Genomic DNA, 26,052 nt, shown 5'->3' with positions numbered 1-26,052 from the left:
CTGCAAGTAAAGTGCTGGGGTTCCTTCAGATCAAGCGCTCAGCACACCCTGCACTACCCACCGACATACACGCCGGACTTCGGGCGATAGAATATCTTCTGGTCATGTAACCTGCCGAGTAATTCGTGTGCCTTGCGCACAAAGTTCTCGCGGGCCTCTCTGTCCTCATTGAATTCATCAACAAGTGCGACGGACCTGGCCGAAATCGCATGGCGCATTGCCTCTTCAATCAATTCCATATCTTCCACCGAAAGTTCGAACAGATCGTTGTACCGAGGCATCCTGGGGTCTCCTACAATGGCGCGGGCTCTCAGCGTGCTTGATATTCCAACCTGCGTCCAGCGTTATGATACCCTGAAGATAAACACTCGTGGCAGAAAGTGCTCGAAACGACTGGAAAATCTTTCCAATTCGTAGCTTTAGGCACTGAGATTCTTGCATGATTATAGAGACTTGCCATGTTTCCTACGGCCTGCTTATCCTGAAATAGTGGTCTTTAGAACCAACGGATTTCCTGGGTGGGTTAAGAAATGGCGAAACTAAAGCGGGAAATCGGCCTCGTTGGTCTTACGTTCATTTCAGTCGGCGGCATCATCGGATCGGGCTGGCTATTCGGACCGCTGCTCGCCGTGCAGCATGCCGGCCCTGCCGCTATTCTTTCTTGGATCATCGGCGCGGTTGCGATGTTCATTCTGGCGATCACATTTGCCGAAATTTCGGCGATGCTACCGATCCCCGGCGGCATCGCACGCGTTCCGCAGTTTTCGCACGGCAATATCGTGTCGATGGCAATGGGCTGGACGGCTTGGATTGGCTACAACACGACCGCCCCAATCGAGGTTGAAGCCATGCTTAAATACCTCGCGCCATACGCGTCTTGGCTGCATTCGGCAGAAACTGGTGAGCTGACTGGGGCTGGTGTCTCTGTTGCACTGCTATTCATGCTGTTATTCGTCGCGGTAAACGCGCTGGGGGTTAAGTTTTTCACCCAGGTAAATGCGACACTGACCTGGGCTAAAATTGCGATCCCAGTTGTCTTGTCAGTTCTGTTGATCGCATCAAGATTTGAAACGCAAAACTTTACGACGCCAGATGGATTCGCCCCCTATGGTCTTAAGGGTATCATGGCGGCCGTATCTACTGGCGGCGTGATTTTTTCCTTCATTGGATTCCGACATGTGGTTGATATGGCTGGGGAAGTTCGCAATCCGAAATTTGCTATACCGGCCGCATTGGTTCTTTCCATTGTGCTGTGTGCACTGATCTACCTCGGACTACAGGTTGCCTTTATAGGAGCACTGGACCCCACAATGATCAGCCAAGGCTGGGCGCACCTGAGCTTTGGCGGTCAAGGGCCGTTGGATGGCGTCATCATGTCAGTTGGGCTGTTGTGGTTTCTCAGCCTTTTGAACATTGGTTCGATTATTGGCCCTTTTGGCAATGGGCTTGTAGCGACAGGCTCAAATGCAAGGATCGCAATGGCCCTGTCGCAAAATGGATTCCTGTCGAAGCGGTTGCAGATGCTCTCATCCTTTGGCGTCCCTCTGTGGGCACTGGCGCTGAACTTTCTGATCGGCACGCTGTTCTTGCTCACCGTACCGTTCACTACAGTCATCGCCTTGAACGGGGCCGCAATCGTCCTTTCATTTGCGGTCGGCCCCATCGCCGTGGTGTGCCTGCGCGATCTGCTACCTGATCAACCCCGCTCGATCCGTATCCCCGCGGTCAAACTTGTCGCGATCACGGCCTTCGCCATTTCGACGTTGATCGTTTATTGGAGCGGTTGGGACACGGTCTGGAGGCTTGGTATCGCCTTGCTTATTGGCATGGCGCTGCTGCTGATCCGCTTTCACAACCGACTTGATGAGATGGACGCGACAGAAGCCCTTTGGCTGATGCCATATTTCTGCGGCCTGGGGCTGATATCTTACATGGGGCAATTTGGAGACGGTGCACAGAAACAAATCCCATTCGGTTGGGACATTTTGCTTTGTGTCGTATTTTCGATGGTGATCTTCGCACTCGCTGTACGTTCGGCCCTGTCGGATAAAAAGTTTCAGGCTTACATCGCTGATGAAGAAGTGCTCGATCCGTCCAAACCGGTCATCGGCCTTTAAACAAAAAAAGGCGGGGATGACCCCGCCTCTTAACTTTATCAGCAGTCTTAATGAGCTGTCGCAGACGGTCCGGCACCTTCGGCCGCTTTTGCAGCCGCCGCGGCAGCCTCTTCCGCAGCCTCGTCCCAATCAATCGACTCAGGCGCACGGATAAGTGCCTGCTCAAGGACTTCCGAGACGTGCTTGACCGCGATGATTTCCAGTCCCTCCTTCACGTTATCCGGAATGTCTGCCAGATCCTTTTCGTTCTCTTCAGGGATCAGAACAGTTTTGATCCCACCACGAAGAGCAGCCAGCAGTTTTTCCTTCAAACCACCGATTGGCATAGCATTCCCGCGCAGCGAGACCTCGCCTGTCATGGCGATGTCCTTGCGTACCGGAATACCTGTCAGAACCGAAACAATCGAGGTCACCATCGCCAAGCCCGCTGACGGCCCATCCTTGGGCGTCGCGCCATCGGGCACGTGGACGTGGATGTCGATCTTGTCGAACTTCGGTGGCTTCACCCCGATCTGAGGCGAAATCGACCGAACGTACGACGATGCTGCGTCGATGGATTCTTTCATCACATCGCCCAGCTTACCTGTGGTCTTCATCCGACCCTTACCGGGCAGTTTCAGCGCCTCGATATGCAGCAAGTCGCCCCCGACCGAGGTCCAGGCCAAGCCGGTGACAACGCCGACCTGATCGTCCTGTTCTGCAAGGCCGTAGCGGAACTTAGGCACGCCTAGAAAGTCATCCAGATTTTCCGGCGTCACCGTCACGGTTTCCGCTTCTTTCTTGATGATCTTCGTCAGCGATTTTCGCGCCACTTTGGCGATTTCACGTTCAAGGTTCCGTACACCCGCCTCACGCGTATAGGTGCGGATGATCGATTGCAGCGCCTCATCGGTAAGTTCGAACTCTTTGTCTTTCAGACCATGGTTCTTGACCTGCTTGCCGATAAGGTGCTGCTTGGCAATCTCGCTCTTTTCGTCTTCGGTATAACCAGCCAGCGGAATGATCTCCATCCGATCCAGCAGAGGCCCGGGCATATTGTAGCTGTTCGACGTGGTCAGGAACATCACGTTGGACAGGTCATATTCGACCTCCAAGTAGTGATCCATGAACGTGTTGTTCTGTTCTGGATCCAGCACCTCCAGCATCGCTGAGGCCGGGTCGCCACGGAAGTCCTGTCCCATCTTGTCGATCTCATCGAGCAGGATGAGCGGGTTCGTGGTCTTCGCCTTTTTCAGCGCCTGAATGATTTTACCGGGCATCGAACCGATATAAGTCCGACGGTGGCCCCTGATCTCGGATTCGTCGCGCACGCCACCCAGCGAGATGCGAATAAACTCGCGCCCCGTGGCTTTGGCGACGGACTTACCCAGTGAGGTCTTACCCACGCCCGGAGGGCCAACAAGGCACAAGATCGGGCCTTTCAGCTTCTTCGAACGCTGTTGAACTGCGAGGTATTCAACAATCCGTTCCTTGACCTTTTCAAGACCATAGTGATCAGCGTCCAGAATGTCCTGTGCACGGCCCAGATCCTTTTTGACACGGGATTTGGTGCCCCATGGCAGAGCAAGGATCCAGTCCAGATAGTTGCGCACAACAGTGGCCTCGGCCGACATCGGCGACATGTTCTTGAGCTTTTTCAGCTCACCCTCGGCCTTCTCGCGCGCTTCTTTTGAAAGCTTGGTCTCGTTGATCTTGGCTTCCAGTTCGGCGACTTCGTTGCTGCCGTCCTCACCATCGCCGAGCTCTTTCTGAATGGCTTTCATCTGCTCATTCAGATAGTACTCGCGCTGCGTCTTCTCCATTTGAGATTTGACGCGGGTCTTGATTTTCTTCTCGACCTGCAGAACGGACATTTCGCCCTGCATCAGGCCATAGACCTTCTCAAGCCGCTCGCTGACGGAAAGCGTCTCAAGCAATTCCTGCTTCTGTTCGACCTCGATGCCTAGATGACCCGACACAAGATCAGCAAGTTTCGCAGGCTCAGTGGTTTCACCGACTGCAGCCAGTGCTTCTTCGGGAATGTTCTTGCGCACTTTGGCATAGCGCTCAAACTCATCCGCGACAGTGCGCAATAGCGCCTCAGTCGTGGTGACATCGCCGGGAATTTCGGTCAGATACTCTGCACGCGCTTCAAAAAACTGATCGTTTTCAAGGAATTCCGTGATCTGCACACGTGCCTGCCCTTCGACCAACACTTTAACGGTGCCGTCGGGCAGCTTCAGCAGCTGCAGTACGTTGGCCAGAACGCCCGAACGGTAGATACCGTCGATCTCTGGATCATCCTCGCCGGGGTCAATCTGGCTGGACAACAGAATTTGCTTGTCATCCTGCATCACCTCTTCGAGTGCGCGGACCGATTTGTCCCGGCCCACGAACAGCGGCACGATCATATGTGGGAATACCACGATGTCGCGCAGCGGCAGGACGGGGTATGAGGAATTCAGAGGCTCTTGCATGCTCTATCCTTATCATTGGCAAGACGGCACCAGTCCCTGTGTCAGGCAACCTTTGGCCATCTCCTGTCTTGGACGATAAAGGTGGGGCACCTGTTCCCCCATTTCAACCTCATCGCCGTTTGTCGTGATGCAGCATGACCTGATGATTTGGGGACTTCAAGGCATCCCGCAGACATATCCACCGATTTTGGCCCGGCGCACTGACAAAACCTCCAATAAATTGTCAGTTGGGGATCAAAATATCCGCTGCTTGGCGCGAGATAAAAAGAACCCGTGGCCGACTTCATTCCTGCATTCCAAACCCTTTTTCGAGGAATGGCAGATAAATCCACCAAACGTCCCGGTTACGCCATATTCTGCGCGATCATAACCGTTGCGGTTTTGATTGACGGGTTGGCACAGCATGCGGACAGCGCCTTTATCGGTCATGAAAAATTCATGTCCCCAATCAGACTGACAATCCGCAGGTCGTGGCAAAGCAGGGGCGCCGCTACGCTCAATTATAGTGCAAGACAAATCCGAGGTTCCGTCATCCTGCCCGACCACACATTGGATGTTTTCAGACGGGGTCTCAAAGGTCCAGACATCTGCGTGGGCCAAGGATGCACAAAAAACGATAGCTATAGAAACAAGTAAGTGAGGCATGGAATCCTCCTTAACAAAACAATGAAATTGATGAAACAAACTGAGAACAGTATAGCAAACAGGGCGATGTTTGTCACCGCATGAGACGCAATCTAGAGTGGTTCTATATCGCCCTGCTCTCGTTGTGCATGAAACTGCGCCTGCCACTGCGCAAATGTTCCGTTGGAAATCGCGTCACGCATGCCCTGCATGATTTCCTGAAAGTAGTGAAGGTTATGCCAGGTCAGCAGCATTCCCGAGATCATCTCATTTGACCGGAATACATGGTGCAGATAGGCGCGGGAATAATTTGAGCACGCAGGGCACGTACAATGCTCATCCAGAGGACGCGGGTCGTCAGCATGGCGGGCGTTCTTGATGTTGACCACACCGTAGCGCGCAAACACCTGCCCGGTACGTCCGGACCGCGAAGGCAGCACGCAATCCATCATGTCGATTCCGCGTGCCACGGCACCCACGATGTCGTCGGGTTTGCCCACACCCATCAGGTAGCGCGGCGTATCCTCAGGCAGGAATTCTGGTGCGTAGTCGAGGCAGCTGAACATGGCCTCTTGCCCCTCGCCCACCGCGAGCCCACCAACCGCATAGCCTTCAAAACCGATCTGTTTTAGCGCTTCTGCGCTTTCTTCACGCAGGTCTTGTTCCAACCCGCCCTGCATGATCCCGAACAAGGCGTGTCCGGGGCGATCACCGAACGCATCCCGAGACCGTTCGGCCCATCGCATCGACAATCGCATCGACTCGGCGATGCGGTCCCGATCCGAAGGCAATGCCGGGCATTCGTCGAAACACATCACGATGTCCGATCCTAAAAGGCGCTGGATCTCCATCGAACGTTCAGGTGTCAGCTCGCGCTTTGACCCATCGATATGGGATTTGAAAGTCACGCCCTTCTCAGTCAGCTTGCGTAAACCAGCCAGCGACATGACCTGAAACCCGCCCGAGTCTGTCAGGATCGGGCGTTCCCAGTTCATGAACTTGTGCAAACCACCCAGTCGGTCGATCCGCTCGGCCGTAGGACGCAGCATCAGGTGGTATGTGTTGCCCAGCAAGATATCCGCACCGGTTGCGCGGACGCTTTCCGGCATCATTGCCTTGACCGTCGCCGCAGTCCCGACGGGCATGAATGCAGGCGTCCGCACCTCGCCGCGCGGCGTGTTGATCACGCCGGTGCGGGCCTTGCCGTCTGTGGCTTTCAGGTCAAACGAGAAACGGTCGGTCATGTTGGGGCCTCGGGTCGCGGAACCGGGCAGGCTTTGCCCGATCTGCTGGCTCAATGCAACCCGTCAGGGCAGAGATGCAACGCGTTCGGTAAACAGTTGTACAACCCCTGCCCCGTCAACATTCCGGCATACGCGTACTGCAGGCCGCGAAGGGTTAATACGTGTGGCCCCGATGTCAGGTCCTTCGAGCGACACCTGCAAACCAGTTTCAACCACATCGAACATTGGCTCATGCGTGCAAGCGATTACTGCCGTCGAATCGTGCAGGCCACAACCTTCAAGCCCGCCAACCTCTTTGTAGAACTTCAGATAGAACCGCGAGATGTCGCGCAGAAAACCACCCATATCGGGGGATTTCTGAGCCAACCCTTCGAAGTCGGCAGTTTCATAGAGCGTTTTCAGGGTCACATCCAGGCCAACCAGCACGGTCGGCAGAGACGCAGCGAATACTTCATCGGCAGCCTTGGCATCATGGTAAATATTCGCTTCTGCATGCTCGGTAATGTTACCCGGGCAGTAAACCGCGCCACCCATGATCACCAGCTTGGCCACATTGTCGGCAAAATCCGGGTCAAGCTTGATTGCATCCGCAATATTGGTAAGCGGGCCAACAGCACAAACGACCAATTCACCGCGATGCGCGCGCGCCATTTCAACCAGGAACTCTGCGCCTGTCAGCTCGTGGTTCTCGCCAATATGCGGGATATCGGTAAAATCACCGAACCCTTCAGGCCCGTGTACATGCTCGGACGGCGCGTGGCGGTCTACACCACGTGCAAATGGCGCCCCTTCAGCTACTGGAATATTCAATCCAAGCTTATCAACCAGATAGCGCGCATTGCGGCTGGATTGATGCACATGAGTGTTGCCAAAGACGGTCGTCAGGCCGACCAACTCTATTTCCGGCGCAGCAGCGGCATAGGCGATGGCCATCGCATCATCGATGCCGGGATCAGTATCAATTATCAGTTTCATACCCGCCCGATACCGCAAACACAGGTAGGATGCAAAGCGGTCACAGGCAAAGAATTCGCACCGCATTAACTGTTTCAAAGATTTGCATTTGGGCGCACTCAATCCATACCAGAGTTGAAATAGGGCGACTCAATCCCCAAATGTATACTATAGTACACAATAAATGAGGACAGATATGACAGAAGACCAGATTATCGGACTGCTTACTTCGAACATTATTTATCTGCTGGCGGCAGCGCTAATTGCACTTGTCATCTTCAAAGGCATCAAGATCGTGCCTCAATCCGAGAAATACGTGGTTGAACGGTTCGGCCGCTTGCGCTCGGTCCTTGGGCCCGGAATCAACTTTATCGTTCCTTTTCTTGATGTTGCACGCCATAAGATATCCATCCTTGAGCGTCAGTTGCCCAACGCAACTCAAGACGCTATCACCAAGGACAATGTTCTGGTGCAGATCGATACCTCGGTGTTCTACCGTATTCTGGAACCTGAAAAGACTGTATACCGTATCCGTGACGTAGATGGTGCGATTGCCACAACCGTCGCCGGCATCGTCCGTGCAGAGATCGGTAAGATGGACCTGGATGAAGTTCAGTCGAACCGCGCGCAACTGATTGAACGCATTCAGGAAAGTGTCGAAACCGCCGTTGACGACTGGGGAATCGAAGTGACCCGCGCCGAGATTCTGGACGTAAACCTCGACCAGGCCACCCGTGACGCAATGCTGCAGCAGCTGAACGCCGAACGCGCGCGTCGCGCACAGGTAACAGAGGCCGAAGGTCAGAAGCGTGCCGTTGAGCTGCAAGCCGATGCCGAGCTTTATGCCGCTGAACAGACCGCCAAAGCCCGCCGTATCCAGGCCGAGGCCGAAGCCTACGCGACTCAGGTTGTGGCCAAGGCGATTCAAGATAATGGATTGGAAGCTGCGCAATACCAGGTCGCCTTGAAGCAAGTGGAATCACTGAACGCTTTGGGTAATGGCAGCGGCTCTCAGACAATCGTGGTACCGGCAAATGCTATTGAAGCGTTTGGGAATGCCTTTAACATGCTGAAAGGAGGAAAATAATGGCTGAACCTTTCTGGCTTACTTGGTGGGTCTGGCTGGCCGCAGCGCTCGCTTTGGCCATCCTTGAGGTCGCCCTGCCAGGCTTCATCTTTCTTGGCTTTGCCATCGGAGCAGCCATCACAGGATTGCTGTTGCTGATACCAGGGCTGGTGCCTTCCCTGCCCGTTCTATTGCTGATCTTTGCGGTTCTTTCGCTGGTATCCTGGCTCGCACTACGCCGCATGTTCGCACTGCCTCACGGACAGGTCAAAACCTTCAATCACGATATCAACGAGTGATTTTGTACTGGCGCCCATTCCGGGCGCCACTGCCCCTCTGGACGCTGGTCAGCGGTTTCCCTATATAATTTCTCAGGTAACAGACCCGAGGCATCAATGACCCACCCCAGCGAACAGTTTGAAGGCAGCCCGCTCATTGCGCCTTCGACCATCGAACATCCTTTGTACGACGCGATAGTGGACGCGTGCCGAACAGTTTTTGACCCTGAAATTCCGGTCAATATCTATGATCTGGGTCTGATCTATACCATCGACATCACCAATGAAAACGCGGTCAAAGTCATTATGACCCTAACGGCCCCCGGCTGCCCGGTCGCCGGCGAGATGCCCGGCTGGATCGTGGAAGCCATTGAACCCGTTGCGGGCGTCAAGGAAGTTGACGTCGAACTGACTTGGGAGCCGCCTTGGGGTATGGAGATGATGTCGGATGAAGCGCGGCTTGAGCTGGGGTTCATGTAACCCCTTTTCTCATCAGGTTTTATCGTTTGTCGTGAAACGGTTACGCGCTTGTTACAAATGCGTAGACATTGTGACACAAAAAGCCGGTACTTTTCGGTTGTTTGCGCAGTGATACATACTGTGCTGGCACACCGGGTCGTAAACCTGTCTGTTGTCCCCAAATTGACCTAGCCCGGATATTGACCGCCCTTGCCCGAGGGCGGTCTTTTCCGGTCGCTGCTAGTTGAGCCCACAGGTCGATTTGATTTCCGCGGCTCTCGCATCCAACTGTTCGACGTAATCGCCTGAAAGCATCTTTAGATGTTTGTTCTCGGTCCCGGTTATCAATCCCAATAAAGCTCCGGCTGGTAGGATCGAGACAACGCTTTCCGCTTGTTGTTCCTCCGCATGCTTCTTTTCCGCAGCGATCGCACGAAGATCACCCGGAGCTGTGGCACAATTGACCGGGTGCCGTTTGTCATCACCGGTGGCGAATGTCGGATAAGCCAGTGCAATGCAAACCAACCCAGTGGAAATACTTCGACCAAACAACTGCTTTGCTCTCAATGCCATCTTACTTCGCCTCTGTCAGAACAATAAATCCACGTCATCCGACCATATCCCGCGCGATATTGCCAACCCGAATTCCCGATCAACCCGCCACATGTGTGGGAATTGTGCCCTCCCTCTCTTGAGCCCGACGAGCGTCGGCCTTAGATTGGAGATAACGCGCGAATACGGAGCCCATCATGTTTGGCATTCCCGGCAAACAAGCCGTGACCATGACATCCAAAGCCGCCGAACAGATTGTTCGGCTGATGAATTCTGGCGGTCACGCCGGTCTGCGCATTGGCGTCAAGAAAGGCGGCTGTGCTGGTATGGAATATACCATGGACTATGTCGATGAGGCCGACCCAAACGATGAAGTGGTCGAACAGGATGGTGCCCGCGTGATGATCGCGCCAATGGCACAGATGTTCCTGTTTGGGACCGAGATCGACTATGAGGTTTCACTGCTCGAATCCGGCTTTAAGTTCCGCAACCCGAACGTGGTCGATGCCTGCGGCTGCGGGGAATCGATCAAGTTCGACGATACTCTGGCGACGCAGCGTTAAGACGCTGCCTGCAGGTGCACGTAAGTTTCATTAAATCGCTGCGTCAAGTGCTCTCCAGCCCGAATTATCTTGCCTGAATCCGGCGGGGCGACATTGGTGTCATAAGAGGGATTGAAGAACAGCGGGACCGAGATTCGCTCGTCTGAACTCCCTTTGACTCTATGTTCGGTTGCCGTGACTTCACCGTCTGTCCAGAACTCCAACATTTCGCCAAAATTGATAATGAACTGCCCCGGCGCGGCGTTTATAGCCTGCCAATCGCCATCAGGCATACGCACCTCTAGCCCAGGAGTACCATCGGTGGCCAACAATGTCAGGCAGCCATAGTCAGTGTGAGCAGCGATTCCAAAATCGTTTTCTCCTGCCCAATCAGGTCGTTGCGGATAGAAGTTACCGCGCAGCAAGGCCATGGGCGTATCAAAGGCGGTATCAAAATTGTTCGCATCTCGACCGATGGCAACGGCAATAGCACGCAAAACGCGCATGGCAATGCCGCAAGCGTCCGAATAGTAGCTTTGGATTATTGTCCGGAACTCGCCGGAAAATTCCGGCCAGAGGTTTGGGGCATACACGCTCAGTTCGCGGCCTGCATAGGGATTATTCGCAGACAGTTCATAGCCGCAGTCAAAGACTTCTTTAAAATCCGGGTTCGCCGTAGGATCGACTTGCTCAGAACGAGGAGCGCCCCAGCCGCGGTTGGCACCGGTGGTGGCCATGTCTACAGTCCGCTTGATCTGGTCAGGTTGTCCAAAAAAGTTGCGATATTCGCTTATCACCTGCTGAACGCGCTCAGCACTGAGTCCGGTATTGAAAATCGTTAGCAATCCGACCCGGCCAATGGCATGTCTCAGCTTATCCATCTCCGCTGGCTCACGCTGGTCCAGCTTTTCAAGGTCTAGGTTGTCTATCATGCTGCCCTCTGCATTTACGCGTGCAATCTGTCCACACAATTCGCGGTCCGCAACCGGAATTGTCAGCGCTGCTTGCCGGTGATATCCGGGATGCAGAACGCACAAAACCGGAGGGATCGCAATGCGGCGTAAGTTGGCGGCAGGCAATTGGAAAATGAATGGAACCGGCGTTGCGCTGAACGAACTGAAAGAGTTGAGCGCGTCACATCCCTCTTCCCCTGTCGAAATACTGATCTGCCCGCCTGCCACATTGCTTCATCGCGCTGGTAACACTGTCGAAGGCTCGGGAATCACTGTCGGCGGACAGGATTGCCACGCCGCGACTTCGGGCGCGCATACCGGGGATCTAAGCGCCGAGATGCTGCTTGATGCAGGGGCAGACGCAGTAATACTCGGTCATTCCGAACGTCGAGAGGACCATGGCGAACAGAACGAAGACATTCGCGCCAAGGCCCGCACAGCGATGGACGCAGGCCTTAAGGCGATAGTCTGCGTTGGCGAAAGCCTTGAACAGCGTGAAGCGGCGAACACGCTGGACATCATCGGAGGTCAGATGTCGGGATCAATCCCGGATCAGGCGACCGGCGAAAATCTCATTGTTGCCTATGAACCCATTTGGGCGATTGGGACCGGCAAAGTGCCAACCCTGGAAGAGATTGGCGAAGTGCACGATTTCATCCGCGCCCGGCTGGAACGCCGCTTTGGTGAAGGCGTGGGCCGCTCGGTACGGTTGCTCTATGGTGGGTCGGTAAAACCCAGCAACGCCGCCGAGATTTTTGGAGTATCAAATGTCGACGGGGCACTTGTGGGTGGCGCAAGCCTGAAAGCCCAAGATTTCTCGGGCATCATTCGCGCGCTTGAAAAGGCCTAAGTAGACTTAGGCCAGTTTCATTATGACCAAACCGGTCACAATCAGAATCGCCGCACCGATCCGCATCGGTGTCAGCGCTTCGCCCAGAAACAAGATGCCAACGGTGAACGCACCGACAGCGCCGATTCCGGTCCAGATGGCATAGGCCGTTCCAAGCGGCAATTCCCGCATGGCCATCGCAAGCAGACCAAATGACCCGATCATTGCGACACCCATGATCGCTGTCGGCCACAAGCGTGTAAAACCTGCGGTCTGCTTCATTGCGACGGCCCAGACAATCTCAAGCAGGCCTGCGAACAACAGTAATATCCAAGGCATAAGAACACCTCACTTTCCGAGTTCGGGTCGTCCCGAATGATCATCCATGATGGTGAGGTCGTCCTCTGACGCTCAGATATGCGCTTAAGCATCAGTTTCAAGGCACAAAAAACCGGGCGGATTACGCCGCCCGGTTCAAATGATCGGTGTTTTTGATCTAGTTGGTTATGATCTCTGGCCCCATGAAGGTGTTGGGCAGGAAGGTCGAAATCCACGGGATATACGTCACCATGATCAGGAAGACGAAGAGCACGGCCAAAAACGGCAGCGCCGCGCGCACAACACTCATCATTGGCATACCCGCGACGCCTGAGGTTACGAACAGGTTCAGACCAACCGGCGGCGTGATCATCCCGATCTCCATATTCACCACCATGATGATGCCCAGATGGATCGGGTCGATGCCCAGCTCAATCGCAATCGGAAAGACCAGAGGCGCCACGATGACCAAGAGGCCTGAGGGTTCCATGAACTGACCGCCGATCAGCAAGATCACGTTAACCACAATCAGGAACGTTACCGGCCCCAGTCCCGCGGACAGCATAGCGCTTGCGATATGCTGCGGGACCTGTTCATCGGTCAGAACATGCTTCAATATCAGCGCGTTGGCGATAACAAACAGCAGCGTGACGGTCAGTTTGCCAGCTTCGAACAGCGTATGCTTGGTGTCGGGGTGCACAAAGGCCGTGACGAGAGCATAGGGCTTCTTCAACAACGAGATGTTCTGAGCATCGCCTTCGGTGCTGAGTGGCCCCATGTCCTTGTAGACAAAGCTCGCGATCAGGAAGGCGTAGACAGCAGCAACCGCAGCAGCCTCCGTCGGGGTGAAAATACCGCCGTAGATTCCGCCGAGGATGATGACGATAAGGAACAAGCCCCAACCGGCCTCGCGCGCCGAGGTGAAGACTTCTCCCCAACCTTTCCAGTCTCCTTTGGGCAAGTTCTTGACCTTGGCCATAACGTAGATGGTGATCATCAGCATCAGGCCCGCCATCAACCCCGGTATGACGCCGGCAAGGAACATCCGCCCGACCGAAACTTCGACGGCGGCAGCATAGACAACCATCACGATGGACGGAGGGATCAGGATGCCCAAAGTACCAGCGTTACAGATCACACCAGCGGCGAATTCCTTGGAATAACCAACCTGACGCATCCCCGCGATGACGATGGAACCGATTGCCACAACAGTGGCCGGGGATGAGCCCGAAAGAGCGGCGAACAACATACAGGCGAACACGCCCGCAATTGCCAACCCGCCCGGCAGATGCCCCACACAGGCAATCGAAAACCGAATGATCCGGCGTGCAACGCCGCCTGTCGTCATGAAGGACGACGCCAGGATAAAGAAAGGGATCGCGAGCAACGTAAAGTGCCCTTCGAACGCCTCAAACAGCGTGCCCGCGACCGAGGCCAGCGAACTGTCGGAATAGATCAGCAGGAAGAGGGTCGAGCTGAGGCCCAGCGAAACCGCAATCGGAACACCGATCAGCAGCAGACCAATGACCATCGAAAAGAGAAGAACAACATCCATCAGTCATGCTCCCCCTGTTGCGCGCGAACCTCTTCGATCTCGTCCTCAACCTCGTGGCTAGCAACAAGGCGGTCTGTTTCGCCGCGCCAGATTTGGACCGCGACCTGTGCGAAGCGGATCACCAGCAGCAGCATCGACAAGGGCAAAACGAAATACGGAACCACCTTGGGCAGTTTCTCGTAGTACTCACCGTAGTTGATCAAATCTTCGAGAAACCGCAGCGGTGCGACCATGGGGATATCGTCGACCTCATAAAAGCTCTGGCTGCGTGCACTCATGTCGAAGCCAGTCGGAAACCAGCGACCCGAAGTTGGCGGCAGATCGGCAAACACCGCCCAGTAGTCATACGACCCCTTGAGCAAGAGCAGCGAAAACACAAGACAGCACGCAACCGCTATCAGCGCCAAAACCCGGCGCGGCGCAGGGGCCAGCATGTTCAGGATCGCATCGACACCCAGATGCGCGTGCTTTTTCACGGCATACGACGCACCCAGCAGCACCAACCAACCAAAGGTGAATACCGTCAGCTCCAGTGCCCAAAGAATGTTAGAGTTAAACACGAACCGCGCGATCACATTGGCGAAGGTGACAATCGTCATCAGGCCCAAGAGGCACGCAATCATGGTTTCTTCGATATGGTCGACCAGCCCGCCTTGGCCGGATTTCGCACCAGACATCTCTCTGTCCCCGCATTTTTTTGATGAGAGTGGAGGGAGTGTGGCGGGCCATCAAGGCCCGCCTGACCTACGCGTCCATAACTCCCCAGTCCCCGGACACGCGGCTTGATCCGGGATCAGAACCCGGCATTGATCGCCTGCGCGGCGTCGATCTTGTCCTGACCTACGTCGTCAGCGAATTTGTCCCACACGGGCTTCATCGCATCGACCCAAGCCTGACGCTGCTCAGGGTTCAGATCACGAATAATACCGCCTGCGTCTGTGATCGAGGCCTTAGCCGCTTCGTTCACCGCAAAGGCTTCCTTGTTCCGGGTCTCCGTCACTTCGGTTAGAATTGTCAGGAACTGATCACGGACTTCGGGGTCCAAGCTGTCCAGCCAGTCCACAGAAGTGACAACAAGATAGTCGATGATACCGTGATTGGTCTCTGTGATACCATCCTGCACTTCAAAGAACTTCTTGCCGTAGATGTTCGACCAGGTGTTCTCCTGCCCGTCCACAACACCCTGCTGCAGTGCGCCATAGACTTCCGAGAATGCCATTTTCTGAGGGCTACCACCGATGGCTTCCATCTGTGCCACCAGAACATCCGAGGACTGTACGCGGAACTTGAGGCCGTCAGCATCCGACGGATCAACCAGAGGTTTGTTCGCGGACATCTGTTTCATGCCGTTGTGCCAGAATGCCAGACCTTGCAGGCCACGACGCTGCATGCTGTCTTTCATCGCCTGACCATCAGCCGAGGCCTGGAATGCATCCACGGCATCGATGTTCTTGAACATGAACGGAAGGTCGAACAGGCGGAACTGTTTGGTGAACTTCTCGAACTTCGACAGCGATGGCGCGGCCAGCTGCACGTCGCCCTGCAGCATCGCCTCAAGCACTTTATCATCATTGTAGAGGGTCGAGTTCGGATAGACCTCCATGCACATAACGCCGTTCATCTCGTCGTTGACGCGCTGCTCCAACAGCGAGGCGGCAATACCCTTGGGATGTTTGTCAGTATTGGTCACATGGGCAAACTTGACCACGATCTCACCGTCATCACAGGCCGCCATCCCGGCCGTCGCAGTGACAGAAAGTGCAATTGCAGTTGCTGCCGTTGTTAGGAATTTCATCAGTCTTTTCCTCCCAGATTCCCCTAAAACTTCGATCAAGCGCTCAGTCCGCGCCGTATGAAGCGGAGTGAAGCGAATCAATCTCTCCCTCTCAACGGTTTGTTCCGTTACTAACCAAATTAATAATTATTGTTTATTATCAATGCGTTTAATGGCCTTTTTCGCAAATCAAGAAAGCTACCGCAATGCTCTGTGCGAAATTTCGCACAGAGCAACCACGTCGAGTGCGAGTTTTCGCACAAAATCAAATCAACCCGACCGAATCGATTCGTCTGGGCAATGTGCGATCGCAGCCCGCATATGTGGGCTGCCCGGCCCAACAGTTTTGCTGGTATGTTAATACTGGCAAAATAAGCGGGAGGATCTGCCTACCGACGATAATCTTCTGGTCGTATTTCGTAGCGAGCCAACTTGTCATAGAACGTCTTGCGCGGCAGTTTCAGAGCCTTGGCCGCGTCAGAAGCCTTGCCATTGTGGCGCCCTAGTGCGGCGACCAACAGTGATTTCTCGACCAGCGCCAATTGTTCGCTCAGCCCCAGGTTCGCAGCCTGTCCGACCTCTTCTGGCATTCCCAACACAAATCGCATGGCGGCAGACATCAAAGAGCGCGCATTTCCCGGCCATTCCTGCGCCATGAGAGAGGCCAGATGTTCAGGTGTTATCTCAGGCTCGGCGATACCAGCCTGTTCCGCCGCCTGTGCCACATAACGGCGAAAAATGATCGGGATATCCTCTGGGCGCTCGGACAAAGCAGGAATGCGAACCCGCATGACATCAAGGCGATAGAACAGATCGACGTTGAACCGCCCCTGTCCAGAAAGCTGTGACAAGTCGGAAGTTGTGCCTGCTATTATTCGCGCATCTGTCCCCTGCTCGATCAGTTCCAGCGCAGCATATTGAGTGGAATCCGGCATTGCAGAAACCTCATCAAGAAACAGCGACCCGCCAGCCGCGTCCCCACAGACCGTTAACAAACCTTCAGGCGTCAGGCTGGCGGCCGGGCGCTTGACAAACGGTCCCTGCCCGACCGGAGACATCAGATGCACAACCTCGGCCACTTTGGATATTCCGCTGCCCGCCGGTCCGGTAACTAAGACTTCGGCGTGTGTCGGTGCCACGCTCCGCACGCGCTCTCGCAAGGCTTCGGCCTGCTCTGACAAACCGAATAGCATTCGGGCTGCAGGATCGCCTCGCTCTAACTCGCGCTTGAGCTCACGATCACGCAACACCTCTGACCGCGCGGCAATCGCACGCTCCAGAACCGCCAGAAGATCTGCTGCCGCACAGGGCTTTTCAAGAAAATCGAAAGCGCCTTGTCCCATGGCCTGCACAGCCATTGGAATATCTCCTTCACCGGTCAGCAAAACAACTGGTAGTTCAGGATCAACCTCGCGCGCGAAGTTCAGTAGGTGGAACCCATCGCGCCCAGGCATCCGAATATCCGAGATTATCACACCGTCAAATTCGCTATGAATATGATCTTTCGCCGCAACAAATGATCCCGCTGTAACCGGTTCATATTCTGCCAATTCAAGCGTCTGTGCCAAAGCTTCACGAACAGCGGCATCGTCGTCGACCAAAAGCACTTTACGGATCATGCAGCCTTGTCCTCGCTGAAGGGTTCCAGTTCGACGGTAAATTCAGCACCGTCGTCGGTATTTGCGCCGCGAATGTCCCCTCCGAAACTTTGAACCAACCCGTAGGAGATGGATAGCCCCAGACCCATCCCTTCAGATGAACCCACTGTCTTCGTGGTGTAGAATGGTTCAAACACGCGATCTGGGTCTTCGATACCCGGCCCTGTATCTCTGACCGAAACACGAATGGGCTGCCCCCCCGTCAAAGTGATCGAGATTTTGCGGGCTGCCCGATCTGCCATCGCATCTGCGCCATTATTGATCAGGTTGACGAAAACCTGCACCAAACGCACTTCACCTCCCCAGGCGTAAACCGCCGAATTTGGCGGCTCCCAACTCAATTCGACGCCTTCGTCTCGTAATCGAGACTCAGTCAATTCGGCAGCCGTATTCAAAACTTCAACCAAGTCGACGCGCCCCATCGGCTCGCTTTCGTTTCTGGCAAATGCACGAAGGTTTTTTATGATCCGGGCCATACGCGCAGCCATGTCGGAAATACGGCTCAGGTTTTCGCCGGTTTTTTCTTCTTTACCGCGTTCCAGAAATGCTGACCCGTTATCAGCGAATTGCTGGATAGCCATCAACGGTTGGTTCAACTCGTGGCTGATCCCCGCTGACATCTTGCCCAATGCGCTCAGCTTACCTGCTTGAACCAGTTCAGCCTGAGCTTGCTTGAGCGCCGCCTCGGCTTCTTCACGCTCAGCGACTTCACGGCGCAAAGCCGAATTTGCCGCTGTCAGCGCTCGCGTGCGCTGGGCCACCCTGCTTTCCAATACAGTATTGGCATCCGCTAATGTTCGCCGACGTTCTGAGGCCAGAAACAACAACGCTCCAAACGCGAAACAGATCGCTGCAACCGCTGCTGCTTGTAATCCTGCCAAACGACGAGCAGGCGCGACATCAACCAGCATCTCGGCAGTCATCGCAATCACCGGCAGGTCGAGAGTCAGGTGCAACGCACGGCGAGGAAGATAACGCCCCCAATTCAGTTTCCAAACTTCATGCCCGGCAACTCGTGACGACGCAAATTCAACATTCTCACCTGCTGGTGACATCAAACCCTGCTGGCCTTGCTCACGGTGCCAAAGCAACAGATCAGAGCGGTTCGAAATAAAAACGACCCCATCCGCATCAACAAAGAACACCGCATCTGTGCTTCCACGCCATGTCTGCTCGACATCCTGCACGTCGGCCAGAACCATCAGAGCACCCTTTATTTGCCCTGAATCTCCAAACGCTGGCGCTGCATACGAATAGATCCGATCCCCACTCTCGTCTTCGACACCATGCGCGCTCCCTAACGCTCCCTGCATGGCGCGTTCAAAAGCCGGATGCTCAGACATATCGCGCTGCGCCACGGGCTGTGCCGCCGCCAGAGCCTGCCCATCTGTGTCCAGGTAGATCACATTAACCGCAGCGGTCTTGTCAGCCACATCCAACAACACTTTTCGTGCTGCTTGCTGCTGCGCCCCGGCACCAAGCGCCTGTAATGCAGGATGGTCCGCCATCAACGCAGCCACTTCCTGATATACTTGCATCTGTGTGCTTAACCGGTCCGCCGCCAGCTCCAGATCCGCCTCGGCCTTTTCGCTCAGCTGCGACAAGGCCTGACGATAGCCATATGTCCAGACCCCAGCCGACAACAAACCAACTGCGCACAAAAAACCTGCAATGATCCAAATCCGTTGCATATCTAGGGTCTTGCATTCAGCGACGCCCATGGCAAGTGTGCAGCGCATGAAGACGCTCTACCAATCCCCGACTGACCCGGCATTCGTGCAAAATCCCTACCCGTTCTATGACACTGCGCGCCAATTCGGCGATCTGTTCTACTGGGAGGAGTATGGCTTGGTTGCAGCCGCTTCGTACAAGGCGGTGCATACATTGTTGCGTGATCGGCGCTTTGGGCGCGAAATACCAACGGAATTTGCAAAACCCGGCCCAAGCCACCTTGCCCCGTGGCTCGAGGTCGAGTCGCATTCAATGTTGGAACTCGAACCACCCAGGCACACAAGGCTGCGATCGTTAGTCCTACGGGCCTTTACATCCCGCGCCATTGCCGCGTTGGAGCCCGCCATAGAAGAATTATGCAACGATTTGATCGAGAGATTTCCCGATGGCCCCTTCGATCTATTGCAGGCCTATTGCACACAGGTTCCTGTCATTACGATCTGCCGCCTACTGGGCGTTCCAGAACAGATGGCACCAAAATTCCTGCATTGGTCCCACGCAATGGTGTCCATGTATCAGGCAAACCGAACCCGCGTAATCGAGGATGATGCTGTTCAGGCCACGCAAGAGTTTACGGCCTATCTTGAAGATTACATCAAACTGCGACGTAGAGACCCGCGCGATGACCTGATCACGCGGTTGATCGCAGCGGAAGAAGACGGCGAAAAACTCTCACGCGATGAATTGATAACAACCTGTATCCTTTTGCTGAATGCCGGTCACGAAGCGACGGTGCATGCCATCGGCAATGGCGTGAAAACCCTACTGACAACACGCACCCAGCAGCTTGTCCTGTCACCCAACTCCATTAATGGGGTCGTCGAGGAAATTCTGCGATATGATCCGCCCCTTCATATGTTCACACGCTATGCCTATGAAGAGATAGAGCTATTTGGGTACCGCTTTTCCCGTGGAGATCAGGTCGCATTGCTTCTGGGGGCCGCCAATCGTGACCCATTGGTCTGGCACCAACCCGATACGTTCGATCCAACACGAGACATAAGCGCCAACACCAGTTTTGGCGGAGGTCTCCATTTCTGCGTCGGCGCCCCTCTGGCACGATTGGAAATGCGTATCGCGCTTCCAATCCTGTTCAACAGACATCCCAACTTGCGGCTTGCAGATGACCCCGAATACTCAGACAGCTATCATTTCCATGGGCTAACCAAACTGATGGTGGAAACGTGAAGCCCAGTCCCGCATAAAGCATCAGCCGGTCTATCGATCCCGGATCCGTTCTTCGTCTGGCCAAAATTATCCCCGGGGAGTCGCCCTTAGGCGACGGGGGCAGCGCCCCCAATCACTCGCCTTAATTCAACCGGCAGATTTCAATGGCAGCATGGTGGTCGATTTGATCTCTTCCATCGACAACAAAGCCGTAACGTTGTGCACTCGAACCTCTGATATCAGCGCCTGGTAAAACGCATCATAGGCACGCGCATTCCTGACCCTTACCTTCAGGATGTAGTCGATGTCGCCGGCCAGCCGATGTGCTTCCTGCACCTCTGGACGGTCTCGCAAGGCTTTCAGGAACTTCTGCTGCCATTCTGCCTCGTGTTCCGACGTACGGATCAACACGAAGAAAGTGGCCTCGAACCCAAGCGCCTCAGCATCCAGCAGAACCGTCTGTTGACCAATGACCCCTGCCCCCTTCAGCTTGCGTATACGATTCCAGACTGGCGTCTTCGAACTGCCGACACGGGCCGCGATTTCGTCCAACGACTGGCTCGCGTCCCGCTGCAGCTCGGCTAGAATTTTCCGATCCGTGTCGTCTATCCGCACCGACATTCCAAATTTCCCTCTAAATCAAGACAATGGTTCAGCTCGCAGCCAATGGAAGAACATTTGTCCTTATTTGCTGGCGCATATGGCGATTTACCGGGAATATTTCCTATATTGTCATTCAAGTCAATTCAATCACGAGATGATCCGATGCAGGTCAAACAGTCAGATGAACGCATGAATAACCCCAGCTTTGCCCAAGCCGTGTTCGGCCTGCACCTGATCTCGGTTCTTCATAAGGAGTTTGCCTGATGGCCCGCGCTTTTACCCCTAAAGTCGTCACCGCCAACGACCTGTTGGAAGGCGATGTGATTTACCAGACCGAAGATGACCGCTGGTCGCGCGATCTATCCGAGGCCGAGCTGATCACCGATGAAGCCCATGCGCAGGTTCGATTGCTGGATGCCGCGCGCCAGGCAAACAAGATCGTTGGCGCGTATCTCGCCGATGCGATCGCAGGTGACAAAGGACCTGAACCTACCCATTTCCGGGAGGATTTCCGCCGGACTGGTCCGTCCAACTATGCCCACGGCAAACAGGAAACCTCCCCGCAGCCCCGGGTCTGATTTCAGGCTCTTCTCTCTCCCCTTCAAGGCCCCAGGTCCGGGGCTGCAACTAAGGACAGCTAAACATGTATCGCTACTCCGAGTTCGACACAGCATTTTTGGCAGAACGCAACGCGCAGTTCCGGGCGCAGGTTGAGCGTCGCATTGACGGCTCATTGACCGAAGACGAATTCAAGCCCCTGCGCCTGATGAATGGCCTGTATCTGCAGTTGCACGCCTATATGCTGCGCGTTGCGATACCGTACGGAACTCTGTCCAGTGCACAGATGCGTCAGTTGGCCTTACTAGCCGAGAAGTGGGACAAGGGCTATGGCCATTTCACCACCCGTCAGAACATCCAGTACAACTGGCCCAAACTGAACGACGTGCCGGATATGCTAGACGCGCTGGCCGAGGTTGGTATGCACGCCATCCAGACTTCAGGCAACACCATCCGTAACGTGACAGCCGACCACTTCGCCGGTGCTGCCGCGGATGAGGTTGCCGACCCGCGCCCCTATGCTGAACTGCTGCGCCAGTGGTCTACCGATCACCCGGAATTCCAGTTCATGCCGCGTAAGTTCAAGATCGCCATCACCGGCAGTGAAAACGACCGCGCCGTGATCAAGGCGCATGACATCGGCCTACAACTGGTCGAGCGTGACGGCGTTCTTGGCGCCCGCGTCATCGTGGGTGGTGGTCTGGGTCGCACGCCGATGATCGGCAAAGAACTGTCCGAATTTGTCGCCTTTGACGACCTGTTGGCATATCTCGAAGCGACTGTTTCGGTGTGGAACCAGATTGGCCGCCGCGACAACAAGTACAAAGCCCGTATCAAGATTACGGTGCATGAACATGGCATCGACGCCATCCGCGCCAAGGTGAACGAGCGCTTCTTGCAGGTCCGCCCGCAGTTCAAAGGTGCTGACATGAACCTGCTGGAAGAAATCAAAGGTCACTTTGCGCCTCCGACCTTCCGCGAAACATCCGTCGCCTCGTTTGAAAGCGCCTATACCAACGATCCGGTTTTCCGTTCGTGGGTCGACACCAACATCGCGCAGCACAAAAACGCGGACCACGCCATCGTAACGATCTCCATCAAAAAGCACGGCCAGACGCCGGGCGACGCAACTGCCGAGCAAATGCGCGTTATGGCCGACCTGGCCGAAGAGTTCGCCTATGACGAGCTGCGCATCAGTCATGAGCAGAACGTGATCCTGCCGCATGTCCACAAATCAGATCTGCCCGCGATTCACGCCAAGCTGAAGGAGCACGAACTGGCCACCGCCAATATCGGCCTGATCAGCGACATCATCGCCTGCCCCGGCATGGATTACTGCGCACTGGCAACAGCCCGCTCGATTCCGGTTGCGCAAGAGATCGCAACCCGGTTCGAAGACCTGAAGCTGGAGCATGATATTGGCCACCTGAAGATCAAGATCTCGGGCTGCATCAACGCATGTGGGCACCACCACGTCGGTCACATCGGCATTCTGGGCCTGGATCGCGCAGGCGTCGAGAACTATCAGATCACGCTGGGTGGTGACGCGACTGAAACGGCAGCCGTCGGTGATCGCACGGGTCCGGGTTTTGCCTATGATGAGATCGTTCCTGCCGTTGAACGCATCGTCGAAGCCTATCTGGACCTGCGTGATAGCGCCGAGGAAACTTTCCTCGAAACCTATCGCCGCGTTGGAATGGCTCCGTTCAAAGCTGTGCTTTACCCTGAGGCGCGGGCTAATGCCGCTTGACCTGATCCAGACGGAACTGGGTTCCAACAGACGCGAACTGACCGAAAAGGTCGACGCGCTGAATACCCGGTTCCGTCATCATAGTGCTCATGACGTGATGCACGGCGCGATTGAAGAGATCGAAGAACTTGCGCTCGTTTCCAGCTTTGGGGCGGAATCAGTCGTGCTGTTGCACATGGCGGCAGTGGTCGACAAAGCCACACCGGTATTGTTCATCGACACGCAGATGCTGTTTACGGAAACGCTCGAGTATCAGCACGAGGTTAGTGAACGTCTGGGGCTGACCAACGTGAAAATCATCCAAGCGGATAAGGACGATGTTGAGCGTGACGACCCTTATGGGGCACTACATCTAAGTGACACTGACGCTTGCTGCAATTTGCGAAAGACTTTCCCGCTGCAACGGGCGCTATCTGGATATTGCGGCTGGATATCCGGGCGCAAACGGTTTCAATCAGGAACCCGCGCGGCGCTCGAATTCTTCGAAGTCGAAGACGGCACCGGACGGATCAAAGTCAACCCATTGGCCCATTGGGCGCCCGAAGATGTGCGCGCCTATATGACTGAGAACAACCTGCCCCGGCACCCGCTGGTGGCCAAAGGATACCCATCGATCGGCTGTGCACCCTGTACATCGCCGGTCAAAGAGGGCGAAGACCCCCGCGCCGGACGCTGGCGTAACAAAGAAAAAGAAGAATGCGGCATCCATTTTGTCGACGGTAAGATGGTGCGTGTTGGAGAGAAAACATGAACGTAATCGTGAATGACCAAGGCTTTTCGCCCGAGGACTGGACCGACGGCTTCGTTACTTTGGACGATGCAGCCAACGATGTTGTAGCACTCGACGTCAGCTCGGACACGGATCCGGATGAACTGATTGACCGTTTGGGCAGCGCTCAGATGGTGCGCGTTGACTTTCCGTCATCAGCAGACGGGCGCGGCTTTACGATCGCACGTGTGCTGCGGTTGAAAGGGTATACCGGTCGCCTTCGTGCAAAAGGCCATGTATTGGCGGATCAATACGCAATGGCACGTCGCAGCGGGTTTGATGAGGTCGAAATCGATCACAGCCTAGCCGCACGTCAGCCCGAAGATCAGTGGTTGGCGCGTTCCAACTGGCAAGAGAACAATTATCAGGCCCGTCTGCGCGGCTGAAACCCGCCATCGCCAGCTTGTGACGCGAAAGGGGCAATCTGCCCCTTTTCCTGACTTGGATCAAAGATTAAACGGAGATACCGGTTTAGCAGACCGGTGGTGAAATTATGACAGAGATGAAGCCCGTGAGTGAAGCAACCGCCGTAAAGGCCCCCGTCCTGCCCGACGCTCAGACCGTGACCGAGGTCAAGCACTGGACCGACCGCCTGTTCTCGTTCAAGGTGTCGCGCCCGGCGTCCCTGCGTTTCCGATCGGGCGAGTTCGTGATGATTGGTCTGCTGGGTGACAATGGCAAACCTCTGCTACGCGCTTATTCAATCGCTTCGCCCTCGTGGGACGAAGAGTTGGAGTTTTATTCGATCAAGGTGCAGGATGGCCCGCTGACCTCGAAACTACAGCACATCCAGCCTGGCGATCAGATCATCCTGCGGCCCAAACCGGTTGGAACGCTGGTCCATGACGCGCTGCTGCCCGGCAAGCGCATCTGGTTCTTTGCAACTGGAACCGGCTTTGCCCCCTTCGCATCGTTGCTGCGCGAACCTCAGACATATGAGGATTATGACGAGGTCATCATAACTCATACCTGCCGCGATGTGGCCGAGCTGGATTATGGTCGCGAGCTGATCGAGAACATCCGTCAGGACGAGTTGCTGGCTGAACTGATCGGTGAAGGTTTCGCCGATAAGATCCGCTACTACCCGACCACCACTCGAGAAGAGAGCCCAAAAATGGGCCGCATCACGGAATTGCTGAAAGACGGCTCGGTATTTGCCGATCTGGGCATCGAAGGTGGTATCAAACCGGACACCGACCGTGCCATGGTCTGTGGCAGCCTTGCGTTCAACCATGACATCAAAGCAATTTTGGAAGAGTTCGGCCTGCGCGAAGGCGCAAATTCCGAACCCAAGGAATTCGTGATCGAAAAGGCCTTTGTGGGCTAAACGGGTTTGCCGGTCGGGTTGTCGACAGCCTAAACCGGCAAAAACACCCGAATTTCATCGAAAATTCATGCGGCTTGTAATTTATGCCGCTTGAAACACCTCTCAGCCCGGTCTAAATTCCGGGCTCGAAATTCTGCAATCATCAAAGGAATGAACCCATAGCCCGCAGACCTCACAACGCGCCGCCACAGCGAGATACCGGCCCGCGCGTCAATGACAAGATCCGAGCTCCCGAAATTCGCCTGATTGGCGCCGAAGGTGAAAATGTCGGGGTGGTTCATCCCGCAAAAGCCATGCAGATGGCCTCCGATGTTGGCCTCGATCTGGTTGAGATTTCGCCCAACGCGAACCCGCCGGTCTGCAAAATAATGGATTTCGGCAAGTTCAAGTACGAACAGCAGAAACGCGAAAGCGAAGCCCGCAAGAAGCAAAAGATCATCGAGGTGAAAGAGGTCAAGTTCCGGCCCAACACCGATACGCATGACTATGACGTCAAGATGCGCAACGTGTTCAAGTTTCTTGAGAACGGCGACAAGGTCAAAGTCACCCTGCGTTTCCGTGGTCGCGAGATGGCACACCAAAATCTGGGCCGTGAGCTGCTGGAGCGTGTGGCCGAGGACGTCAAAGATCTGGGCAAAATCGAGAACATGCCCAAGATGGAAGGCCGTCAGATGATCATGATGATCGGCCCGCTGCCTCAGAAGTAACCGCGCTTCAGGACGTGCTCAAAGGCTCCGCCAGTCTGGTCGGAGCCTTTTTTCATGCCTG

At 55.1% G+C, this 26,052-nt stretch carries 28 protein-coding genes; 14 read left to right on the top strand and 14 right to left on the bottom strand.

What is annotated here, in order from left to right; all coding sequences use genetic code 11:
- Positions 1-53 precede the first annotated feature (53 nt).
- Positions 54-281, bottom strand: a complete 228-nt coding sequence (locus tag ACR0JR_RS01775) for a hypothetical protein (RefSeq protein WP_480454808.1) — start codon at positions 279-281, stop codon at positions 54-56.
- A gap of 249 nt (positions 282-530) precedes the next feature.
- Here ACR0JR_RS01775 and ACR0JR_RS01770 point away from each other — a divergent pair, with 249 nt between their 5' ends.
- Positions 531-2,117, top strand: a complete 1,587-nt coding sequence (locus ACR0JR_RS01770; protein WP_480454806.1) for an APC family permease — start codon at positions 531-533, stop codon at positions 2,115-2,117.
- A gap of 47 nt (positions 2,118-2,164) precedes the next feature.
- On the opposite strand, the gene lon is transcribed toward ACR0JR_RS01770, so the two are convergent.
- From lon to ACR0JR_RS01750, 4 genes are all read right to left on the bottom strand, one after another.
- Positions 2,165-4,573, bottom strand: coding sequence for an endopeptidase La (gene lon, locus ACR0JR_RS01765; protein WP_010439805.1), 2,409 nt, complete (start codon positions 4,571-4,573; stop codon positions 2,165-2,167).
- A gap of 234 nt (positions 4,574-4,807) precedes the next feature.
- The gene (locus tag ACR0JR_RS01760; RefSeq protein WP_480454805.1) at positions 4,808-5,218 is read right to left on the bottom strand and encodes a DUF6636 domain-containing protein; all 411 of its coding nucleotides are present in this window, start codon (positions 5,216-5,218) and stop codon (positions 4,808-4,810) included.
- Positions 5,219-5,310: 92 nt separating this feature from the next.
- Positions 5,311-6,441 carry a tRNA guanosine(34) transglycosylase Tgt gene (tgt, locus tag ACR0JR_RS01755; RefSeq protein WP_480454804.1) on the bottom strand — a complete coding sequence of 377 codons (1,131 nt, stop codon included), beginning with the start codon at positions 6,439-6,441 and terminating at the stop codon, positions 5,311-5,313.
- Between the two features lie 63 nt (positions 6,442-6,504).
- The gene (locus ACR0JR_RS01750; RefSeq protein WP_480454803.1) at positions 6,505-7,416 is read right to left on the bottom strand and encodes a nucleoside hydrolase; all 912 of its coding nucleotides are present in this window, start codon (positions 7,414-7,416) and stop codon (positions 6,505-6,507) included.
- 175 nt (positions 7,417-7,591) lie between these two features.
- Between ACR0JR_RS01750 and ACR0JR_RS01745 the strand changes: the two genes are divergently transcribed.
- The 3 genes from ACR0JR_RS01745 to ACR0JR_RS01735 all read left to right on the top strand — a co-directional run bounded on the left by ACR0JR_RS01745 (position 7,592) and on the right by ACR0JR_RS01735 (position 9,219).
- Positions 7,592-8,482, top strand: coding sequence for an SPFH domain-containing protein (locus ACR0JR_RS01745; protein ID WP_010439798.1), 891 nt, complete (start codon positions 7,592-7,594; stop codon positions 8,480-8,482).
- Positions 8,482-8,760: an NfeD family protein gene (locus ACR0JR_RS01740; protein WP_170469854.1), complete on the top strand. Its 279-nt coding sequence runs from the start codon at positions 8,482-8,484 to the stop codon at positions 8,758-8,760. Before ACR0JR_RS01745 ends, ACR0JR_RS01740 begins: the two co-directional genes overlap by 1 nt.
- A 96-nt stretch (positions 8,761-8,856) precedes the next feature.
- Positions 8,857-9,219, top strand: coding sequence for an SUF system Fe-S cluster assembly protein (locus ACR0JR_RS01735; RefSeq protein WP_010439793.1), 363 nt, complete (start codon positions 8,857-8,859; stop codon positions 9,217-9,219).
- Between the two features lie 219 nt (positions 9,220-9,438).
- Here ACR0JR_RS01735 and ACR0JR_RS01730 read toward each other — a convergent pair whose 3' ends face one another.
- Positions 9,439-9,771, bottom strand: coding sequence for a hypothetical protein (locus ACR0JR_RS01730; protein WP_480454802.1), 333 nt, complete (start codon positions 9,769-9,771; stop codon positions 9,439-9,441).
- Between the two features lie 176 nt (positions 9,772-9,947).
- On the opposite strand from ACR0JR_RS01730, the gene ACR0JR_RS01725 reads away from it, so the two are divergent.
- Positions 9,948-10,313 carry a HesB/IscA family protein gene (locus ACR0JR_RS01725; RefSeq protein ID WP_480454801.1) on the top strand — a complete coding sequence of 122 codons (366 nt, stop codon included), beginning with the start codon at positions 9,948-9,950 and terminating at the stop codon, positions 10,311-10,313.
- Here ACR0JR_RS01725 and ACR0JR_RS01720 read toward each other — a convergent pair.
- The gene (locus tag ACR0JR_RS01720) at positions 10,310-11,224 is read right to left on the bottom strand and encodes an isopenicillin N synthase family dioxygenase (protein WP_480454800.1); all 915 of its coding nucleotides are present in this window, start codon (positions 11,222-11,224) and stop codon (positions 10,310-10,312) included. The two genes, ACR0JR_RS01725 and ACR0JR_RS01720, sit on opposite strands and share 4 nt — an antisense overlap.
- 121 nt (positions 11,225-11,345) lie before the next feature.
- Here ACR0JR_RS01720 and tpiA point away from each other — a divergent pair, with 121 nt between their 5' ends.
- Positions 11,346-12,095: a triose-phosphate isomerase gene (tpiA, locus tag ACR0JR_RS01715; RefSeq protein ID WP_010439784.1), complete on the top strand. Its 750-nt coding sequence runs from the start codon at positions 11,346-11,348 to the stop codon at positions 12,093-12,095.
- Between the two features lie 6 nt (positions 12,096-12,101).
- Here tpiA and ACR0JR_RS01710 read toward each other — a convergent pair whose 3' ends face one another.
- The 6 genes from ACR0JR_RS01710 to ACR0JR_RS01685 all read right to left on the bottom strand — a co-directional run bounded on the left by ACR0JR_RS01710 (position 12,102) and on the right by ACR0JR_RS01685 (position 19,070).
- Positions 12,102-12,413 (bottom strand): DMT family transporter, encoded by a 312-nt coding sequence (locus ACR0JR_RS01710; protein WP_480454799.1) that lies wholly within the window; start codon positions 12,411-12,413, stop codon positions 12,102-12,104.
- 157 nt (positions 12,414-12,570) lie between these two features.
- Positions 12,571-13,947: a TRAP transporter large permease gene (locus ACR0JR_RS01705; protein ID WP_170469835.1), complete on the bottom strand. Its 1,377-nt coding sequence runs from the start codon at positions 13,945-13,947 to the stop codon at positions 12,571-12,573.
- Positions 13,947-14,624 (bottom strand): TRAP transporter small permease, encoded by a 678-nt coding sequence (locus ACR0JR_RS01700; RefSeq protein WP_480454797.1) that lies wholly within the window; start codon positions 14,622-14,624, stop codon positions 13,947-13,949. The genes ACR0JR_RS01705 and ACR0JR_RS01700 overlap by 1 nt, the downstream gene beginning before the upstream one ends.
- Before the next feature lie 116 nt (positions 14,625-14,740).
- The gene (locus ACR0JR_RS01695; protein WP_010439772.1) at positions 14,741-15,742 is read right to left on the bottom strand and encodes a DctP family TRAP transporter solute-binding subunit; all 1,002 of its coding nucleotides are present in this window, start codon (positions 15,740-15,742) and stop codon (positions 14,741-14,743) included.
- Positions 15,743-16,110: 368 nt separating this feature from the next.
- Positions 16,111-17,340: a sigma-54-dependent transcriptional regulator gene (locus tag ACR0JR_RS01690; RefSeq protein ID WP_480454796.1), complete on the bottom strand. Its 1,230-nt coding sequence runs from the start codon at positions 17,338-17,340 to the stop codon at positions 16,111-16,113.
- Positions 17,337-19,070 carry a sensor histidine kinase gene (locus ACR0JR_RS01685; RefSeq protein ID WP_480454795.1) on the bottom strand — a complete coding sequence of 578 codons (1,734 nt, stop codon included), beginning with the start codon at positions 19,068-19,070 and terminating at the stop codon, positions 17,337-17,339. The genes ACR0JR_RS01690 and ACR0JR_RS01685 overlap by 4 nt, the downstream gene beginning before the upstream one ends.
- Positions 19,071-19,116: 46 nt before the next feature.
- Here ACR0JR_RS01685 and ACR0JR_RS01680 point away from each other — a divergent pair, with 46 nt between their 5' ends.
- A complete protein-coding gene (locus ACR0JR_RS01680; RefSeq protein WP_480454794.1) occupies positions 19,117-20,298 on the top strand; it encodes a cytochrome P450 in 1,182 nt (393 codons plus the stop codon).
- A 126-nt stretch (positions 20,299-20,424) separates the two neighbouring features.
- Here the strand turns inward: ACR0JR_RS01680 and ACR0JR_RS01675 are convergent, their stop codons facing one another.
- Positions 20,425-20,898 (bottom strand): Lrp/AsnC family transcriptional regulator, encoded by a 474-nt coding sequence (locus ACR0JR_RS01675; RefSeq protein ID WP_319547065.1) that lies wholly within the window; start codon positions 20,896-20,898, stop codon positions 20,425-20,427.
- 45 nt (positions 20,899-20,943) lie between these two features.
- Between ACR0JR_RS01675 and ACR0JR_RS01670 the strand changes: the two genes are divergently transcribed.
- From ACR0JR_RS01670 to infC, 7 genes are all read left to right on the top strand, one after another.
- Positions 20,944-21,144: a hypothetical protein gene (locus tag ACR0JR_RS01670; protein ID WP_480454793.1), complete on the top strand. Its 201-nt coding sequence runs from the start codon at positions 20,944-20,946 to the stop codon at positions 21,142-21,144.
- Positions 21,144-21,458 (top strand): DUF2849 domain-containing protein, encoded by a 315-nt coding sequence (locus ACR0JR_RS01665; protein ID WP_170469818.1) that lies wholly within the window; start codon positions 21,144-21,146, stop codon positions 21,456-21,458. Before ACR0JR_RS01670 ends, ACR0JR_RS01665 begins: the two co-directional genes overlap by 1 nt.
- 65 nt (positions 21,459-21,523) lie before the next feature.
- On the top strand, positions 21,524-23,188 hold the full coding sequence (locus ACR0JR_RS01660; RefSeq protein ID WP_480454792.1) for a nitrite/sulfite reductase: 1,665 nt from the start codon (positions 21,524-21,526) through the stop codon (positions 23,186-23,188).
- Complete coding sequence (locus ACR0JR_RS01655; RefSeq protein ID WP_170469812.1) at positions 23,178-23,939, top strand: phosphoadenylyl-sulfate reductase; 762 nt, start codon at positions 23,178-23,180, stop codon at positions 23,937-23,939. Before ACR0JR_RS01660 ends, ACR0JR_RS01655 begins: the two co-directional genes overlap by 11 nt.
- Entirely contained in the window at positions 23,936-24,343 is a 408-nt protein-coding gene (locus ACR0JR_RS01650) for a DUF934 domain-containing protein (protein ID WP_480454791.1), read from the top strand. The genes ACR0JR_RS01655 and ACR0JR_RS01650 overlap by 4 nt, the downstream gene beginning before the upstream one ends.
- A gap of 107 nt (positions 24,344-24,450) precedes the next feature.
- Positions 24,451-25,284 (top strand): ferredoxin--NADP reductase, encoded by an 834-nt coding sequence (locus tag ACR0JR_RS01645; RefSeq protein WP_260025904.1) that lies wholly within the window; start codon positions 24,451-24,453, stop codon positions 25,282-25,284.
- Positions 25,285-25,400: 116 nt separating this feature from the next.
- A complete protein-coding gene (gene infC / locus ACR0JR_RS01640) occupies positions 25,401-25,991 on the top strand; it encodes a translation initiation factor IF-3 (protein ID WP_311201789.1) in 591 nt (196 codons plus the stop codon).
- Positions 25,992-26,052: the final 61 nt, after the last annotated feature.

The organism is Ruegeria sp. AA3 (genome assembly GCF_056542905.1).
Note: the sequence above shows the minus strand (reverse complement) of the source record. Positions and strands in the feature narration are given on the sequence as shown.